The sequence below is a fragment of the Sphingomonas sp. 22176 genome (assembly GCF_052045505.1).
Lineage (GTDB): Bacteria > Pseudomonadota > Alphaproteobacteria > Sphingomonadales > Sphingomonadaceae > Sphingomonas.
This window is the reverse complement of the sequence record NZ_JBQEPL010000001.1, coordinates 285,655-302,715: the sequence shown is the minus strand read 5'-3', so window position 1 is coordinate 302,715 and position 17,061 is coordinate 285,655. Positions and strand designations below refer to the sequence as shown.

Here is a 17,061-nt window from a genome sequence, read left to right as displayed (position 1 = left end):
GACAACGTGCGGCTGCTTTGTCTTAGAGCCACGGAGCTAGTCATATTTTAGTCGACGCGGTCTGGCTTAGTCCGTGGTCGAGCCCGCTATGATCGTGAGTTGCCGTAGCGTGGGCACATATATGCTGAACAGGAAGACTCCCCACCATTCCATCCCATCGGTGAAATAATCTGAAACCTCCGGTAGGTGGGGGCTGCTCCAATCCATCATAACACTTTGCTCATCGATGGGAAGAATGAAGTCTCTGATCTCCTCGAACAACATCTGAATCTCGCCTGGCTTTCCATCGAGTCCCCACACAAAGCTATATGCGAACTGTCCTCCTGATCCCACCTCAGGGATTGGAGTGCTGCCGGAAACGATATTTAGATCGTCCAGACTAGTAAATGTTGGGTTATGTATCGTTGATCCGTCAGCAGTCCTGTGGGTCCCCGCTTTCAGCAACATCCCGCTTTCTGGATCGTACCATTCTCCAAAAAATCCTGTGCGTCCAACTGGCCTCCAACCCAAGGCTCGTAGCCTTGATTCGTCAAAAGTGCGGAAACGCCTTAGCGTCTGCGGAATTGCTGCTAGAGTGTCCTGCTCTGTGTCGTCCACATCCCCGAACACCGCGAAGTCTAGCACGCCACCCATCTTCTTGTAACGATCCAAAGCGGGGGGCATATTTCTAAGAAGCATCATGCGTTTCAACCCCGATCGCAAATCATGTCCGTCAGCGCGCTTTGCGTTATTGGACTCAATGGTGTGTTCAAAAGCTGAGAAATTTCGTTCAGCTCGCTATACTCGGTTGAGCTTATCTTTTCTGCGTACTCGTATATGTACGTATAAAGCGTCTCGAACGCGAGCGGCAGTTCGTTGAAGTCTATGTACTCCAATGCGAAATCAAGTCGCCAGGGTTCTATCCTGTCGCTGAAGCGCCGGCCAAGCGCTCGTACTCGGTGGGAGATATCATCCATCCCTGACATCATAGTGCATAACGGTCGCCGCGTGGGTCGCGGGAATACCAATCTTAGGTTCCAGCGCCTCGGCGGCTGGGAAGTCGTTGCCCGGCAAGGTTACCGCTACCACCACCCATCCCCCTACCAACGTCCCCTTTCCCTCCCCGCTGCACCGCGCTAAGGCCCCTCGCGAATCTTCGCATTCGCAGCACCCCCGACGGTGCGCCCGCGCAGCCTATAATGGGCTGCGTCCACCGAGCGCCCGGCGGACCTAATTAGGGAAAGGACCCCGCGCCTCATGACCGCCATCGGCAACGATACGCTCGGCACGCGTGACTCGCTCACCGTCTCCGGCAAGACCTACAGCTTCTACTCGCTCCCCAAGGCGGCGGCGAAGCTCGGCGACATCAGCCGCCTGCCCTTCTCGATGAAGGTGCTGCTGGAGAACATGCTCCGCTTCGACGACGGCGTGACCGTCACGCCGGAAGATGCCCAGGCGATCGTCGACTGGCAGCAGAACCCCAAGGCCCCCAGCCGTGAAATCCAGTATCGCCCCGCGCGCGTGCTGATGCAGGACTTCACCGGCGTGCCCTGTGTGGTCGACCTCGCCGCGATGCGCGACGCGATCACCAAGCTCGGCGGCGACGCGGCCAAGATCAACCCGCTGGTGCCGGTGCACCTCGTGATCGACCACTCGGTGATGGTCGACGAGTTCGGCACGCCCCAGGCATTCGACGATAACGTCAAGCTCGAATATGAGCGCAATGCCGAGCGCTACGAGTTCCTCAAGTGGGGCTCCAAGGCCCTCAACAACTTCTCGGTGGTCCCGCCGGGCACCGGCATCTGCCACCAGGTGAATCTGGAATATATCGCCCAGTCGATCTGGTCGTCGCAGGCGCCGGACGGCGAGACGATCGCCTATCCGGACACGCTGGTCGGTACCGACAGCCACACGACGATGGTCAACGGCCTCGGCGTGCTCGGCTGGGGCGTGGGCGGCATCGAGGCGGAAGCCGCGATGCTCGGCCAGCCGGTGTCGATGCTGATCCCCGAAGTCGTCGGCTTCAAGCTCACCGGCGCGCTGCCCGAGGGCATCACCGCGACCGACCTGGTGCTCACCGTCACCCAGATGCTGCGCGCCAAGGGCGTCGTCGGCCGCTTCGTCGAGTTCTATGGCCCCGGCCTGCATTCGATGACGCTCGCCGATCGTGCGACCATCGCCAACATGGCGCCGGAATATGGCGCGACCTGCGGCTTCTTCCCGATCGACGACAAGACGCTCGATTACATGCGCCTCACCGGCCGTCCGGACGAGACCGTCGCGCTGGTCGAGGCCTATGCCAAGGCGCAGGGCATGTGGCACGACGTCAGCGGCCCCGAGCCGATCTTCACCGACACGCTCGAGCTCGACATGTCGACGGTGCGCCCGTCGCTCGCCGGCCCGAAGCGCCCGCAGGACCGCGTCAGCCTCGACAGCGTCGACGAAGTGTTCAACGGCGACCTGACCAAGGTGTACAAGAAGGAGCAGCCCGCGCGCGTTGGCGTCGAGGGTCGCGACCATGACATCGGCGACGGCGACGTCGTGATCGCTGCGATCACCAGCTGCACCAACACCTCGAACCCGTCGGTGCTGATCGCCGCCGGCCTCGTCGCCCGCAAGGCGCGCGCGCTGGGCCTCACCCGCAAGCCGTGGGTGAAGACCTCGCTGGCCCCGGGCTCGCAGGTGGTCACCGATTACCTCAACAAGGCCGGCCTTACCGAGGATCTCGACGCGATCGGCTTCAACCTCGTCGGCTATGGCTGCACCACCTGCATCGGCAATTCGGGTCCGCTCGCGGAGCCGATTTCGGCCGCGATCAACGGCAACGACATCGTCGCCGCCTCGGTGCTGTCGGGCAACCGCAACTTCGAGGGCCGCGTCTCGCCGGACGTCCGCGCCAACTTCCTCGCCTCGCCGCCGCTGGTCGTCGCCTATGCGCTGAAGGGCACGGTGACCGAGGACATGTACGAGACGCCGATCGGCCAGGGCACCAACGGCCCGGTCTTCCTCAAGGACATCTGGCCCTCGAACGAGGAAATCCAAGGCCTGATCACGGCGAACATCGATGACGAGATGTTCCGCTCGCGCTATGGCAACGTCTATCTGGGCGACAGCCACTGGCAGGGCATCAGCGTCACCGTTTCGGATACCTATGCCTGGCCGACCGGCTCGACCTATATCCACAACCCGCCGTACTTCGAGGGCATGTCGATGACCCCGGCGCCGGTGCAGGACATCGTCGACGCCAAGCCGCTGGCGATCCTGGGTGATTCGATCACCACCGATCACATCTCGCCCGCCGGCAGCATCAAGGCAGATTCGCCCGCCGGTGCGTTCCTCCAGGAACACCAGGTGTCGAAGAAGGACTTCAACAGCTACGGCGCGCGCCGCGGCAACGATGAAGTCATGGTCCGCGGCACCTTCGCCAACATCCGCATCAAGAACGAGATGGTGCCGGGCGTCGAGGGCGGCATGACCAAGTATGCCGGCGAGGTGATGCCGATCTACGACGCCGCGATGCGCCACAAGGCGGACGGCACCGCGCTCGTCATCGTCGCGGGCAAGGAATATGGCACCGGCTCGTCGCGTGACTGGGCGGCGAAGGGCACCAACCTGCTCGGCGTGCGTGCGGTGATCACCGAGAGCTTCGAGCGTATCCATCGCTCGAACCTGGTCGGCATGGGCGTGCTGCCGCTGCAGTTCGCCGAAGGCGTGACCCGCGAGACGCTGAAGCTGGACGGCTCGGAAACCTTCTCCATCACCGGCGTCGCGGGTCTCCGCCCGCGCCAGGATGTGGAAGTGAAGCTGACGCGTGCGGACGGCTCGTCGGAAACCTTCCTCACCCGTTGCCGGATCGATACCGTCAACGAGCTGGAATATTTCCTCAACGGCGGAATCCTGCACTACGTGCTGCGCAAGCTCGCGGCCTGATCCGACGCTGCAAGCAAATAGCCGGCGTCCTCCGCAGGGAGGGCGCCGGTTTTTTGTGCCCGGCATAAGCATTCACATATGTGAAGATATCCGATGATCTAGCGTCACAAGATTTCAGCCGAACAATAAATTGTAACATTTCTTGCTTGACCGAGTGCCGCCGCCTCCATCACTTTGGTTAACGATCGGTAAACCGAGATTCGGTGCGATCGAAGTCATCGACCAAAATGGGGGTTCGGATGAAGACGACGAAGATGAAGGCGCTGCTGGCGACTGCCGCAGCTTTAGGCTTGGCGATTAGTGCGGCGGCACCTGCGGCGGCACAGACCAAGATCGTGCTCAACGACATTGGCGGCGTGAAGGGCTCGCCGGCAGAACTCGGCTTCAAGATCGCCGCGAGCTATTGGGAAAGCGTCCTCACCAGCAACGTGACGCTGCACTTCGACGTCGGCTTCGCGCATCTCGGCGAAAACATCCTGGGCGGCACCAACAGCAACCTGCTCACCAACGTCTCGACGAGCAGCTATTACGGCGCGCTCGCCGCCAACGCCTCGTCGCCGCTCGACGCGACCGCGCTTGCGCACCTCGCGCCGCTGAGCGGCACCGGCAGCGTCTCGGCAATCGTGCCCGCCTATGCCAAGCCCGCGACCCTCGACGGCGTCGCCACTAGCGGGACGCGCCTGACGCCGGACGGCAAGGCGATCAGCAACACCATGGCGCTCAGCACCGCCAATGCGCAGGCGCTCGGTGCCGCGGCCGCCAGCACGGACGCGGTCATCCGCTTCTCGAGCGACTTCGCCTTCGACTTCAACCCGACTGACGGCATCAAGGCCGGCGCCGCCGACTTCATCGGCGTCGCCATCCACGAAATGGGCCATGCGCTGGGCTTCCTCAGCGGCGCGGACGATTTCGACTATTCGGCCGGCACCGGCTTCAAGACCGACAATTACTGGTGGGCCTATGCGGCGGACTTCTTCCGCTACAGCGGCGACGGCAAGCTGAACTGGGCATTCGACCAGGATTCCTACTTCTCAATCGACGGCGGCAAGACCGTCTTCCAGGGCAAGGACTATTTCTCGACCGGCGAGAATAACGGCGATGGCTGGCAGGCCTCACACTGGAAGGCCAACAACACCTGCAGCAACTATGTCGGCGTGATGAACCCGTACACCTGCGGCGGCCAGATGGACGCGATCACCTCGGCCGATCTCGCGCTGATGGACGCGATCGGCTGGAACGTGAACGTCGATGTCTTGGCGAACGGCGGCTACAAGTTCACCACCAATGACGTGGCCAAGGCCTGGATCGCCGCTGGCGGTTCGGTGCCCGAACCGGAAAGCTGGACGATGCTGATCCTCGGCTTCGGCGCGATCGGCGGCGCGATGCGCTATCGCAATCGCTCGCGGCAGGTTCGCTTCGCCTGATCCCAGCCTAGAGCAGTCACCGCGGCCTCGCTTCCCAGGAAGCGGGGCCGTTTTGCGTCTCGTGGACATGCAGACGAGGGAATGATCGGATCGGTCGTTGCCGCGGCGTCGCGCATGCAGCGGCTGTGTGGTGCCACATTTCCCGGCGAAAAGAAAAGCGTGTGGGGAACTAACGATATCTCGAAAACGGCATGATTCTAAATAGTATCCAAATAATCTGAAGGTGCAGTGCGAAGCTGCGCCGGACCATGCTGTTGATGCGACAGGAGAACATTTCTGCATTTCCCTTGACCCGTGAATATGCCCCCACAACAAGGTTAACAATGGAAGCGCCGCGACTCGGCGCGATCCATTTTTTGCGACGAACGGGGGGTTCGGGAGATGATGACGAAGACAAAAACGCTGCTGGCGACAGCAGTGGCCGTCGGACTTGCATGCAGTATGGCGCAGCCCGCGGCGGCACGCGCAAAGATCGTGCTCAACGACATCGGCGGCGTGAAGGGCACGCCGGCGGAACTCGGCTTCAAGATCGCGGCGAGCTATTGGGAAAGCGTTCTCACCAACAATGTCACGCTGCATTTCAATGTCGGCTTCGATCATCTTGGGGCCAACATTCTCGGTGGGGCCACTAGCCAGCTGATCAGCACCTCGATCGGCGGCTATTATGACGCCCTGATCAAGAAGGCCGCCACGCCGCTCGACGCGAGCGTTCTCGCGCACCTCTCGCCGCTGAGCAGCCAGGGCAGCGTTTCGGCGCTGGTGCCCGGCTACGGCAATTCGACCAGCCTCACCGGTGTCGCTACTACGGGTACGCGAACCGCGCCGGACGGCAAGGCGATCAGCAGCAACCTGTTCCTCACCACGGCCAATGCGCAGGCGCTCGGCATGGGCGGTTCCTCGGTGGATGCGTCCATCCAGTTCTCGAGCGACTATGCGTTCGACTTCAACCCGATCAACGGCATCAAGGCGGGCGAGTCCGACTTCATCGGCATCGCCATCCACGAAATCGGCCATGCGCTGGGTTTCGAGAGCGGGGTGGACCGGCTGGATTATTTTGCCGGCTGGTCGCGGTTCCGGGTCGACGATTACACCTGGGCCTATGCCGCCGACCTGTTCCGGTACAGCGGTACCGATCAGCTGAACTGGGGCTTCAATCAGCCGTCCTATTTCTCGATAGACGGCGGTGCCACGTTCTTCCAGGGCAAGGATTATTTCTCGACGGGCGAGTATTATGGCGACGGCTGGCAGGCCTCGCATTGGAAGGCCGACAACATGTGCGGCACCTATGTCGGGGTGATGAACCCCTATACATGCCCTGGGCAGACGGACGTGGTCACCGCGGCGGACCTCGCGCTGATGGATGCCATCGGCTGGAACGTGAACGTCGATGTGCTGGCTAACGGTGGCTACAAGTTCAGCACGAAGGACGTCGCGCAGGCCTGGGTCGCCGCGGGAGGCGCGGTGCCGGATCCCGTTCCGGAGCCGGAAAGCTGGACGATGCTGATCCTCGGCTTCGGCGCGATCGGTAGCGCGATGCGCTATCGCACCCATAGGCGAGACGTTCGTTTCAGCTGAAACTATCGCGGTACCGCATTGAACGGCCCCGCTTTCCCGGAAGCGGGGCCGTTTGTAACGGCGCGGGACATGGGCCGATCCGTCCGTTTTGCACCTAGCTTCGCTTTCTCGTCCCCACCGCCCCGGGCAAGTTACGCGCCAGAAAAGCCGCGCTGGGACGGCGGGGAGAGGCTCCGATGCACGTGGGGAAGATACGGCTGCTCGCCGGCGGCGTGGCAGCGCTGCTGGCGTTCGCGGCGCCGGCCAGGGCACAGACCCATATCGTCCTGCACGATGTGGGCGGTGTCACGGGATCGCCGGCCGACACGGCATTCAGGATCGCGGCGAGCTATTGGGAATCGGTTCTTACCAACAACGCCACGATCAACATCAATGTCGGTTTCCAGGCGCTCGATCCGGACGATCTGGGGGGCACGAGCTTCCGCTATTTCGACGGCATCACCATCGCCAGCTACCAGCATGCGCTGGCGGTCACTGGCAACAGCGCGCTCGATGCGCAGGCCGTCAGTCACTTCCAGCCGCTGAGCAGTGCGGGCACGCCCTCGGTGCTGATCCCCGCCTATGACGATCCGGCCCATCATGACGGGATTGCCACGTCGGGCAGCCGGAATCCTCCCAATGGCAGCGCCATCGGCAGCACGGTCGCGCTCACCAGCGCCAATCTGAAGGCGATGGTGAACAATGTGAGCGGCACGGATGCGGAGATCATCTTCTCCAGCGCCCAGCCGTTCGACTTCGATCCCTCCGACGGGATCAGCGCGGGCAGCTACGACTTTATCGGCACCGCCATTCACGAGATCGGGCATGCGCTGGGCTTTACCAGTGGCGTCGACACCTTCGACACCGCGGCGGGCCCGACCTGGCATATCAACGATGCCACCGTCGCCTATGGCCTGGACCTGTTCCGCTATTCGGCGCCGGGCCAACTCAACTGGCAATTCAACGTGCCCGCCTATTTCTCGATCGATGGCGGCGCGACGGCGTTCGGTGGCAACGCCTATTTCTCGACGGGGGAGTATTATGGCGATGGCTGGCAGGCCTCGCACTGGAAGGTCGTGGGAGGTTGCACCGGCTTTATCGGGATGATGAATCCCTATTCGTGCGACGGCGTCAACGACGTGGTGACGGCTGCCGACTTGGCGGTATTCGACGCGATCGGCTGGAACCTGAACGTCAACGTGCTGACAAACCCCAACTATCAAATGTCGACAGCGCAGATCTATCAGGCGTACAATGCAGCACACCAGTTCGCCTCGTTTGCGCCCGTGCCGGAGCCGGAGGCATGGGCGATGCTCATCGCCGGCTTTGGCTTCGCGGGGATGGCACGACGGTTCTCTACTTCCAAACTCCGCAAGTGGCTTCTGGTTCCGGGTATCCCGCTCGCTTTTCTCGTACCGATCATCGCCGGGGTGCTGATGGGCGGCTTTTGAGCGGCAACCGGCGCAACGGGCCCTGCGGGGCCCGTCGTCGTTCAGCCGCCGATGCCGAGCAACTCGATCTTGAACAGCAGCGTGGCGCCGCCCGGGATCGGTCCCTTGCCCTGGAAGCCATAGCCGAGTTCGGCCGGCACCGCGATTTCGATGGTGTCGCCCACGCCCATCAGCGGCACCGCGATCTGCCACGCCCGGATCAGCCGATCGAGCGGGAAGCGCGCGGGCGGGCCGCCATAGGAGCTGTCGAACTCGGTGCCGTCGACGAAGGTGCCGGCATAATGCAGCGTCACCATGTCGCTGACCGACGGGTGCTGGCCCGAGCCGTCGCCCTTCACCCGCCGCCAGCGCAAGCCGCCTTCGAGCACGCGCCAGCCCTGCGCCGATCCGCGGCTGGCCAGTGCGAGCGACTGGGCGCTCTGCCAGCGAAGGTCCTGCGAGCGATCGGCGGGCGCTTCCTGCGCCATGGCGGGGACGGCGAACAGCAGCGCCGTGGCGGCGAGCAGTGCGCGCGCCATCAGCCGAACACCCGGCCGGCGACGGCGTCGAGCTTCGCCAGCAGCTGCGGATCGCGTGCCGAGGGGGCGGTGATCAGCGCCATGTCGAGGCAGGTATCGATCGGCGAGGGCGTGCGCTCCTCGGGCAGGTTGCGCAGCAGGTGCATCACCAGCTTGCGCGCCTTCTCGGCATTGTTCGAGAGCTGGGCGATCACCTGCGCCACGTCGACCGCTTCCTCGCCTTCGCGCCAGCAGTCATAGTCGGTAACCATGCCGACCAGCGCATAGGGAAGCTCCGCCTCGCGGGCGAGCTTGGCCTCGGGCATCGCGGTCATGCCGATGATGTCGCAGCCCCAGCTGCGATACAGGTTGCTCTCGGCGCGAGTCGAGAATTGCGGGCCTTCCATCGCCAGATAGGTGCCGCCGACATGGGTAGTCGCCCCCGCCGCCTGCGCCGCCTCGGCCGCCAGCGCGGAGAGACGCGGGCAGACCGGATCGGCCACCGACACATGCGCGACCATCCCTTCGCCGAAGAAGCTTGAGGGACGGCCCTTGGTGCGATCGATGAACTGGTCGGCGATGGTGAAGGTACCCGGTGCGCGCTCCTCCGCCAGCGAGCCGACCGAGGAGACGGCCAGCACGTCGGTGACGCCCAGCCGCTTCAGCACGTCGATATTGGCGCGGACGTTGAGGTCCGAGGGGCTGATGCGGTGGCCGCGGCCATGGCGGGGCAGGAACACCACTTTCACATGGCCGACATGGCCGACGAAACAGGCGTCCGAGGGTTTACCCCAGGGGCTCGCCACCTCCACCCATTCGCCGCTCTCGATGCCCTCGACATCGTAGAGGCCCGAACCGCCGATGATTCCGATCGTCCAACCGCTCATGCGCCACCCTTTGCTGCGTTGCGGCGGGCATAGGCGAAATAGACGACGAGACCCAAGAGGTTCCAGCAGCCGAACCAGAGTTGCGTCTTGGTCGGCAGGCTGAGGAACAGGTAGAAGCAGCCGAAGATCGCGCCGAGGCCGACGACCCAGGCTCCGGGGGTACGGAACGGGCGGACGAGATCGGGTGCGCGGCGGCGGAGCACCAGCAGGCACAGGCCGACCGCGGCAAAGGCGGTGAGCGTGCCGGCATTGGCGAGCGCCGCGATTTCGTCGATCGGCAGGAAGGCGGCGAAGATGCTGACGATGGCGGCGGTGAACAGCGTGATCCTCACCGGCGATCCGCGCCGCGAGACCTTGGCGAGGCTCTTGGGCAGCAGCCCGTCGCGCGCCATCACGAAGAAGATACGACTCTGGCCGAACAGGAAGCCGAGGATCACGGTGGGCAGCGCAACGATCGCGCTCAGCGCTAGGAACTTGGCGACGCCGGGCTGGCCAATCTCGCGCAGGATCAGCGCCAGCGGCTCGGGGCTGTCGGCGAAGCGGGTATAGTGGAGCGCCCCCACCGCGGTCAGTGCCACGATCATGTAGATGGCGACGCAGGCGATCATCGATCCGACGATGCCGATCGCAAGGTCGCGGCCGGGGTTCTTGGCTTCCTCGGCTGCGGTGGAGATCGCGTCGAAGCCGTAGAACGCGAAGAAGATTATCGCCGCGGCGGCCATCATGCCGCGCTCCACCCCGCCGCTGGCGTGCTTGGCATAGCCGAACGGCGCGAATGGATCGAAATTGGCGGAATCGAAATAGGGCAGTGCGACCGCGACGAACACGGCGAGCGCGATCAGCTTCACCACGACCAGAATCGCGTTGAGCGTCGCGCTTTCGCGAGTGCCGAGGATCAGCAGACCGGCGACCAGCCACACGACGAACAGCGCCGGCACGTTAACGCCCCAATGTGCCACCTGCCCGGCGACTATCTGCGGGCCATGGGTGAGCTCGGGCGGTACACCCAGGCCGAGCAGGAAGGGCGTCGCATAGCCTGACCAGCCGACCGCGACCGTGGCCACCACCAGCGTATATTCGGCGAGCAGGCTCCAGCCGACCACCCAGGCGACGATCTCGCCGAGGGCCACATAGCTGTAGGTATAGGCGCTGCCGGAGGTTGGAATACTCGTCGCCAGTTCGGCATAGGCGAGCGCGGCGCAGGCACAGATCGCCCCCGCCACGACGAAGGACAGGATCACGGCGGGCCCGGCCCGGTCTGCGCCGACGCCGATCAGGGTCAGAATCCCCGTGCCGACGATCGCGCCGACCCCCAGCGCCACCAGATGATACCAGCTCAGCGTGCGCGCGAGCTGATGTCCGTGCGGCTGGTCCTCCGCGGCGATGATGGGTTTCAGACGGAACAGACTGGCCATGGATCCTCCCCTTTGTTCTTGGCCCGCCGGTGATAGCGGGGCGGGGGTAGGGGGCAAGCCCGTGGCGCGCTTACTGCTGGCTGCAGCTCGTCAGTTTCGCCGCCTCGGACGACTTTGCGACCGCATCGCCTTCCTTCACCTGGTAGAGCTGCGGCCAGCGCTTGCCGGTGACGAACAGCCGCTTGGTGCTCGCATCATAGGCGATGCCGTTCGCGACATTGTCGGTGCCGCGGTCCTTGGGGCCGAGGTCGCTCACGTCGAGAAAACCGGTTACCTTGCCGCTGACGGGGTCGATCTTGGCGATCAGGTTGGTCTGCCAGATGTTCGTATAGATCTGCCCGTCGACCCATTCGAGCTCGTTGAGATTGGCGACCGGGCAGCCATTGGCGGTCACCCGCAGCGTCGAGGTGACCTGCATCGTGTTGGGATCGAGGAAGCGCAGCACCGGCGTGCCGTCGCTCATGATGATGCCCTTGTCGTTGCGGGTCAGGCTCCAGCCCTCGCCGGTATAGGAGAAGGTGCCGCGCGGCTCGAACTTGTCGAGGCCGTAGATGAAGCCGGTCTTGTCCTGCCAGGTGAGCTGGAACAGCTTGTCGCCCCAGGCGACGATGCCCTCGCCGAAATAGGGGGCGGGAAGCGAGGTTTCCTGCTCGACCTTGCCGGTGGCGGGATCAACCTTGCGGATCACCGATTCGCCGATCTGGCCGGTGCTTTCGTACATCGCGCCGTGATCGAAGAAGAGACCTTCGGTGAACGATCCGGTGTCGTGCGGCAGCGTCGCGACGGCGACGGCGCGGACCACGGGAATGCCGCTCGGCTTGATCCGGGTGAAGGCGAAGGCGGCGCCTCCGACCAGCACGATCGCGGCCAAGACCACCAACAGGATGCGCTTCATCGGAACCTCTTCGCTTCTACGTGCGCCCACCCAAGCCGAAGCCGGGGCGCCGTGTAAACCCCTAGCGCGCCAGATCGCGGCGGACATAGATGAGGAGATGGCTCTCTTCGCGCGGCGCGCTGCTTTCCAGGCGATAGTCGCGGGCGAGAAACGGGGCCATTACCGCCAGGCTCTGGGCGTTCCAGGGCGCGAGCGGCGGGTCCATCGTCACCACCACCGGCGGGCGCTGCGCCATGATGCGGCGGACCTCGGCAGCCTCGTCGATCCCGGTGGCACCTTGTTCTGCCGCGTAGGCGAGGGTCGAGGGAAAGGCTGTCGGCACGCAGGCATGGCCGAGCAGGTACAGCACCGAATCGCCGGCGAAGTCATAGGGGCAGCCCTGGCCGGCATGCGCGGCGATGATCGGTGCGGCGGCGCGGGCGGTGGCGCGGTCGTCGGGCTCGATCTGCCAATGGACCACGAACAGGATCGCTGCGGCCAGGGCGCCCGCTCCGAGCACGACGCGGGATCGCCCCAGCGCAGGCGCCGCGAGGATCGCCAAAGGCACCAGCAGCGGCAAGGCGTAATGATCGAAGAACGCCCCGATCGTCGCGAAGCCGACCAGCGCCGCCGCGAGCCAGCCGAACGCGACCCGCCACTCGGAACGATGCTCCGCCGGCTGCCATCGCCAGTTGAGTGCCGCGCAGACGAGGAACGGCGAAAGCTGCGCGATCGTGCCGGCCAGCCGCGCGACGATCTTGGCGGTGGGATAGCTGCGGCGCAGCGCCACCGACGCGAAATTGGAGAACCAGAAGCTTGAGAATGCCGCAGGCCCCTGGGCGTGATACCAGGCAATCGCACCCAGCGTCGGCGCGAGACCGAGCAGCGCCCATAGCGTGCCCGCGCCGAGCAGCAGCGGCAGCTTGCCCCCAGCGCGGTGCAGATACCAGAGATGCGCCAGCCCGAAGAGCGCGCCTTCCACGACGGGCGTATATTTGGTCTGGATCGCCAGCCCCGCGAGCGTGCAGGCGGCGGCGCCCTGCAGGATGATATCCCGGCGGCCGCGCGCATCGGCAAGGGCGGGCAGCCGCAGCGTCAGCCAGCCCGCCGCGGCCATGAACAGATTGTAGAAGACCGGCGACTGGCCGCCGCGCCCGCTGAGATAGCCAAGCCACAGCAGATAGGCGCAACCCGCTGCCGCGGCGCCGATGGCGCGCGCACCCAGCCGCCGCGCGGACAATGCGATGAATCCGGCGGTCAGTGCCGCGAAAACCGTGGCGGTCAGCTGGTAGGCGAGGATGCCGTCGCCCGGCAGCAGCCGGATGCCCGCGAACAGCAGGAACAGCCCTAGCGGCTTGCGGTCCCAGAAATCGACATAGGGCAGCGCGCCGTGCAGCATGCGGTCGCCGACCAACAGATAATATTGCTCGTCGACATGGATCACCGGGTTGCCGAAATCGTGCAGCCGCAGCGCGATTGCCACCACCGTAAACAGCAGCAATGTCGTGAGAATGTGATGCCCCGCGCGTGAGGGGCGGGCGATGCGAACGGGCGTCCAATGCTCCACGAGGGCGACCCGATACTCGGCGCGAAGGTCGCCGTCTTGCGCGAAATTTTCGCAGGTGCCGGTGCGGAAGCACCCGCGCATGTCGTCGCGTGGCACAGGGGTTAACGGCATCGAAATTTTTATGAGAAGCCAGTGTGGATCGGCCGTGAAGGCGTCGTCTTTCGATCGGGTGGGGAGGAACTGGCCACGCCGGGAACCAGCCGACAGCAAGCACTTGGCTGTCGTGCTTCCGGCGCCGGTGCTCTGCGCCCATTCGAATCGATGGGATGTTGGCCGCGATGTTTCTGGATCTTTCGAAAAACCCGTTCGACCACGCGCCGCAAGGCCCTGATCATCAATGGACGGTGCTGGTTCCGTTCTTCAACGAGCGCGATTATCTGCCGGCGACGATCGAAAGCCTTGCGCATCAGACGACCCGCTTCACGCTGGTTCTGGTCGACAATGGCTCGACCGATGGCTCCGCCGACGTGGCCGAGGCATTCTGCCGCGCCTACAAGCTCGATTATCTGCTGATCACCGAACGCGTGCCGGGCAAGGTTGCGGCGCTGCGCGCCGGGCTGGCCTGGGTGCGGACCCGCTGGATGGCGACGTGCGACGCCGATACGGTCTACCCGCCGCACTATCTGGAAGCGGCGGAGGCGATCCTGTCGCGCCCCGGCCATGTCGTCGCCGGCGCCTATTTCATCGCGCCCGAGATCAGCGACGCGGCGCGCGTCACCGAGGCGGTGCGGTTCCTCGCTGCCGCGCGGCTGCTGCCCGGGCAATGCCATGCCGGCGGTGCAGGCCAGGCATTTTGCACGCGCAGCCTGCGCGCGGCCGGTGGCTTCGATGCCGCGCGCTGGAACTTCGTGCTCGAAGACCATGAAGTAATCCACCGGGTGATGCGCCAGGGCCGCATGGGCTATTCGGCGGAGCTGTGGTGCACGCCCTCCCCGCGTGAGCGCGACCGCGATTCGATCCGGTGGACGCTGTTCGAGCGGCTGCTCTACTCGGCCGCGGCGCCGGTCGCGGGCGATTGGTTTTTCTACACGTTTCTCGCACGCCGGCTGCAGCGCCGGCGCCTGCTGAGCAATCGCATCCGCGAACGCCAGTATCAGCATCTTGAAGGACCGGTGCTTGTCGCGTCTCATTCTCTGCTCTGACGATTTCGCCTATTCCCCGGCGATCAGCGCCGCCATCGTCAACCTCGCCCAGGCCGGCAAGATCAACGCGATCAGCTGCATGGCGGTAATGTCCGGTTGGGCGGAGGATTCGCGCCTGCTGGCGGACGTGCCGGCGCATGTCGAGATCGGGCTGCACCTGACGCTGACGGGGGAGGTGCCGCGCACCGCGATGCCCCGTTTCGCGCAGGGCGGCCACATGCCGGCGATCGACCCGCTGAGCCGCATGGCGGGGCGTTGGAGGGTGCCGCTGGACGAAGTGGCGATGGAGATTTCCGCCCAGTTCGATGCGTTCTTTGCGGCGATGCGCCGCCCGCCCGATTTCGTCGACGGGCACCAGCACGCCCATGCCCTGCCGGGCATCCGCGATCTGGTGCTGGCGGAGACGGCGGCCCGCGCGCCCGGTGCCTGGGTGCGCGATTGTACCGACAACCCGCTGGCGATCCTGCACCGCCCTTTCTCGGGCAAGGCGATCGGCAGCGCCTGGCACAGCCGGGGCCTGCGCAAGGCGGCCGCGGCGCTGGGGCTGCGTACCAATCGCGGCTTTGCCGGCCATTATGATTTCCGCGGCGACTATGCCGCGCTGTTCCCGCGCTTCCTGCGCCGCCCCGGCGCGATGCACCTGGTGATGTGCCACCCCGGGGCCGGGGAGCGCGCTGGCGACAGTATTGCCGCAGCACGCATTGTCGAGGCCAAGGTCTTGCACCGGCTGCCAATCGCCGACATGGCTGGTGCCGAGGGGCTGGCCTTTCCTGCCTGACCCTCGCCGGGGATCGGACGGGCGTGGGTGACGAGGGGCTGAGGGCGGTGTTTCTGGTACAGCGGCCGGTGCTGCTGCGCCTGCTCACTGCGCGGCTGGGCAACCGCGACGATGCCGAAGACGCGCTGCAGGACATGTGGCTCCGGATCGATCAGCTGGCCGAGCAGCCGATCGCCCAGCCCGCGGCGTTCCTCTTCCGGGTCGCCGCCAATCTCGCTACCGATCGGCGCATTGCCGCAGGCCGTCGCGGCAGCCGCGATGCAGGGTGGATGGAGACCCAGCCCGATGCCGGCGAGATGCCCGATGCCGAGCGCACATTGGTTGCGCGCAGCGACTGGCAGGCGGTGGAGGAAACCATCGCCGAGATGCCGGAGCGGATGGCGACGGCGCTTCGGCTGTTCCGGCTGGAGCAGCGGCCGCAGCGTGCGATCGCCGAGCAGCTGGGCATCACGGTGAGTGGCGTCGAAAAACTCCTGCAGCGTGCCTACAAGAAAATTCAGGAGCGGCTGGATTTTGATGGTGCGGGTTCGGGCGGGGCGCATCGTCTCGATAGTGAAAGGGGTTCCGACCGTGCAGGTTGAGACGGCAGACGCGATCGAGACGGCGATTGCCTGGCAGCTGCGGCTGGCGGAAGCGGACGAGGCCGTCTGGACGGCGTTCGTCGGCTGGCTCGAGGAAAGTCCCGCGCATGCGGCGGCCTATGATCGGGTTGCCGCGGCCGACCGGCTGATCGCCGACGCCCGCTTCCCCGAACCCGCCCTCGTTGCGGAGAACGACAATCTGCCGGCCCGCCGGCGCTGGCTCTGGTGGACTGCCGGTGCCGCGGCCGCGGCGGCCGTCGCGCTTGCCGTGGTGCCGACGATCCAGCCGCGCGCCCAGACCTATCAGGTCGCCACCCGCGACGGTGAGCGGCAGACCGTGGCGCTCGGCGACGGCACCCGCATCGAGCTGAGCGGCGGCAGCCAGCTGACGCTCGATCGCGCCAATCCGCGCGTGGCGTCGCTCGATCGCGGCGAGGCCCTGTTCCATGTCCGCCACGATGCGGCGGCCGCGTTCACGCTCAAGGTGGGCGGTGTCGCGGTGCAGGACCTGGGAACGGTGTTCAATGTCCGCCATCTCGACGGCCGGATGGACGTCGCCGTTTCGGAAGGATCGGTCGCGTTTCGGCCCGGCAGCGCGGCGGTAACGCTGCGGGCGGGCGATGCGCTGTCCGCGCGCGACGACGGCGGCGACGTGGCACGCACCCGCATCGCCCCCGCGCTGGTCGGCGGCTGGCGTACCGGCCGCCTCAGCTTCGCCGGCGAGCCCTTGCACGAGGTTGCAGGGGCGCTGAAACGCCTTTACGGCACCGATATCGCCCTGCGGGGCACGCTGTCGGAAAGGCCGGTTACCGGTGTCGTTCATTTCTCGGGCGTCGCCGAACGCGATGTACCGCGCCTTGCCGAATTGATCGGGGCGACGTGGCGTCGTGACGGGGGGCAGTGGATTCTGGCGGCCAAGGGGCAAAGCGCCCCTTAGTCTCGCGCTCGCCCTTGCGCTGCCGGCCGCGCCGGCGCTCGCCCA

Annotated in this window: 15 protein-coding genes; 8 read left to right on the top strand and 7 right to left on the bottom strand. The window is 65.3% G+C overall.

Annotation, left to right across the window (positions count from 1 at the left end):
- Positions 1-66 precede the first annotated feature (66 nt).
- Together ACTJKY_RS01410 and ACTJKY_RS01405 are read right to left on the bottom strand one after the other, a co-directional pair.
- Positions 67-681 carry a hypothetical protein gene (locus ACTJKY_RS01410; RefSeq protein WP_440843703.1) on the bottom strand — a complete coding sequence of 205 codons (615 nt, stop codon included), beginning with the start codon at positions 679-681 and terminating at the stop codon, positions 67-69.
- 5 nt (positions 682-686) lie between these two features.
- A complete protein-coding gene (locus tag ACTJKY_RS01405) occupies positions 687-956 on the bottom strand; it encodes a MafI family immunity protein (RefSeq protein ID WP_440843702.1) in 270 nt (89 codons plus the stop codon).
- 280 nt (positions 957-1,236) lie between these two features.
- Between ACTJKY_RS01405 and acnA the strand changes: the two genes are divergently transcribed.
- The 4 genes from acnA (at position 1,237) to ACTJKY_RS01385 (ending at position 8,338) form a co-directional block, all read left to right on the top strand.
- Entirely contained in the window at positions 1,237-3,909 is a 2,673-nt protein-coding gene (acnA, locus tag ACTJKY_RS01400; RefSeq protein ID WP_440843701.1) for an aconitate hydratase AcnA, read from the top strand.
- Between the two features lie 239 nt (positions 3,910-4,148).
- On the top strand, positions 4,149-5,333 hold the full coding sequence (locus ACTJKY_RS01395) for an NF038122 family metalloprotease (protein WP_440843700.1): 1,185 nt from the start codon (positions 4,149-4,151) through the stop codon (positions 5,331-5,333).
- A 441-nt stretch (positions 5,334-5,774) separates the two neighbouring features.
- The gene (locus tag ACTJKY_RS01390) at positions 5,775-6,908 is read left to right on the top strand and encodes an NF038122 family metalloprotease (protein ID WP_440843699.1); all 1,134 of its coding nucleotides are present in this window, start codon (positions 5,775-5,777) and stop codon (positions 6,906-6,908) included.
- 176 nt (positions 6,909-7,084) lie between these two features.
- Positions 7,085-8,338: an NF038122 family metalloprotease gene (locus ACTJKY_RS01385; RefSeq protein ID WP_440843698.1), complete on the top strand. Its 1,254-nt coding sequence runs from the start codon at positions 7,085-7,087 to the stop codon at positions 8,336-8,338.
- A 41-nt stretch (positions 8,339-8,379) separates the two neighbouring features.
- Here the strand turns inward: ACTJKY_RS01385 and ACTJKY_RS01380 are convergent, their stop codons facing one another.
- From ACTJKY_RS01380 to ACTJKY_RS01360, 5 genes are all read right to left on the bottom strand, one after another.
- Positions 8,380-8,856, bottom strand: coding sequence for an FKBP-type peptidyl-prolyl cis-trans isomerase (locus ACTJKY_RS01380; protein WP_440843697.1), 477 nt, complete (start codon positions 8,854-8,856; stop codon positions 8,380-8,382).
- Positions 8,856-9,722: an S-methyl-5'-thioadenosine phosphorylase gene (locus ACTJKY_RS01375; protein ID WP_440843696.1), complete on the bottom strand. Its 867-nt coding sequence runs from the start codon at positions 9,720-9,722 to the stop codon at positions 8,856-8,858. Before ACTJKY_RS01375 ends, ACTJKY_RS01380 begins: the two co-directional genes overlap by 1 nt.
- A complete protein-coding gene (locus ACTJKY_RS01370) occupies positions 9,719-11,137 on the bottom strand; it encodes an amino acid permease (protein ID WP_440843695.1) in 1,419 nt (472 codons plus the stop codon). The genes ACTJKY_RS01375 and ACTJKY_RS01370 overlap by 4 nt, the downstream gene beginning before the upstream one ends.
- Positions 11,138-11,207: 70 nt before the next feature.
- Entirely contained in the window at positions 11,208-12,032 is an 825-nt protein-coding gene (locus tag ACTJKY_RS01365) for a glutaminyl-peptide cyclotransferase (RefSeq protein WP_440843694.1), read from the bottom strand.
- Positions 12,033-12,093: 61 nt separating this feature from the next.
- Positions 12,094-13,659, bottom strand: a complete 1,566-nt coding sequence (locus tag ACTJKY_RS01360) for an ArnT family glycosyltransferase (protein WP_440843693.1) — start codon at positions 13,657-13,659, stop codon at positions 12,094-12,096.
- Between the two features lie 197 nt (positions 13,660-13,856).
- On the opposite strand from ACTJKY_RS01360, the gene ACTJKY_RS01355 reads away from it, so the two are divergent.
- From ACTJKY_RS01355 to ACTJKY_RS01340, 4 genes are read left to right on the top strand one after another with little or no spacing between them, the layout of a single operon-like run.
- Positions 13,857-14,720, top strand: a complete 864-nt coding sequence (locus ACTJKY_RS01355) for a glycosyltransferase family 2 protein (RefSeq protein ID WP_440843691.1) — start codon at positions 13,857-13,859, stop codon at positions 14,718-14,720.
- Positions 14,695-15,498: a ChbG/HpnK family deacetylase gene (locus ACTJKY_RS01350; RefSeq protein ID WP_440843689.1), complete on the top strand. Its 804-nt coding sequence runs from the start codon at positions 14,695-14,697 to the stop codon at positions 15,496-15,498. Before ACTJKY_RS01355 ends, ACTJKY_RS01350 begins: the two co-directional genes overlap by 26 nt.
- A gap of 23 nt (positions 15,499-15,521) precedes the next feature.
- Complete coding sequence (locus ACTJKY_RS01345; protein ID WP_440843687.1) at positions 15,522-16,079, top strand: RNA polymerase sigma factor; 558 nt, start codon at positions 15,522-15,524, stop codon at positions 16,077-16,079.
- Entirely contained in the window at positions 16,069-17,016 is a 948-nt protein-coding gene (locus ACTJKY_RS01340) for a FecR family protein (RefSeq protein WP_440843685.1), read from the top strand. Before ACTJKY_RS01345 ends, ACTJKY_RS01340 begins: the two co-directional genes overlap by 11 nt.
- Positions 17,017-17,061: the final 45 nt, after the last annotated feature.

Coding starts and splice junctions, on each gene's coding strand:
- ACTJKY_RS01410 (WP_440843703.1), bottom strand. CDS start 681: ATGATGCTTCTTAGAAATATGCCCCCCGCTTTGGATCGTTACAAGAAG.
- ACTJKY_RS01405 (WP_440843702.1), bottom strand. CDS start 956: ATGGATGATATCTCCCACCGAGTACGAGCGCTTGGCCGGCGCTTCAGC.
- acnA (WP_440843701.1), top strand. CDS start 1,237: ATGACCGCCATCGGCAACGATACGCTCGGCACGCGTGACTCGCTCACC.
- ACTJKY_RS01395 (WP_440843700.1), top strand. CDS start 4,149: ATGAAGACGACGAAGATGAAGGCGCTGCTGGCGACTGCCGCAGCTTTA.
- ACTJKY_RS01390 (WP_440843699.1), top strand. CDS start 5,775: ATGGCGCAGCCCGCGGCGGCACGCGCAAAGATCGTGCTCAACGACATC.
- ACTJKY_RS01385 (WP_440843698.1), top strand. CDS start 7,085: ATGCACGTGGGGAAGATACGGCTGCTCGCCGGCGGCGTGGCAGCGCTG.
- ACTJKY_RS01380 (WP_440843697.1), bottom strand. CDS start 8,856: ATGGCGCGCGCACTGCTCGCCGCCACGGCGCTGCTGTTCGCCGTCCCC.
- ACTJKY_RS01375 (WP_440843696.1), bottom strand. CDS start 9,722: ATGAGCGGTTGGACGATCGGAATCATCGGCGGTTCGGGCCTCTACGAT.
- ACTJKY_RS01370 (WP_440843695.1), bottom strand. CDS start 11,137: ATGGCCAGTCTGTTCCGTCTGAAACCCATCATCGCCGCGGAGGACCAG.
- ACTJKY_RS01365 (WP_440843694.1), bottom strand. CDS start 12,032: ATGAAGCGCATCCTGTTGGTGGTCTTGGCCGCGATCGTGCTGGTCGGA.
- ACTJKY_RS01360 (WP_440843693.1), bottom strand. CDS start 13,659: ATGCGCGGGTGCTTCCGCACCGGCACCTGCGAAAATTTCGCGCAAGAC.
- ACTJKY_RS01355 (WP_440843691.1), top strand. CDS start 13,857: ATGTTTCTGGATCTTTCGAAAAACCCGTTCGACCACGCGCCGCAAGGC.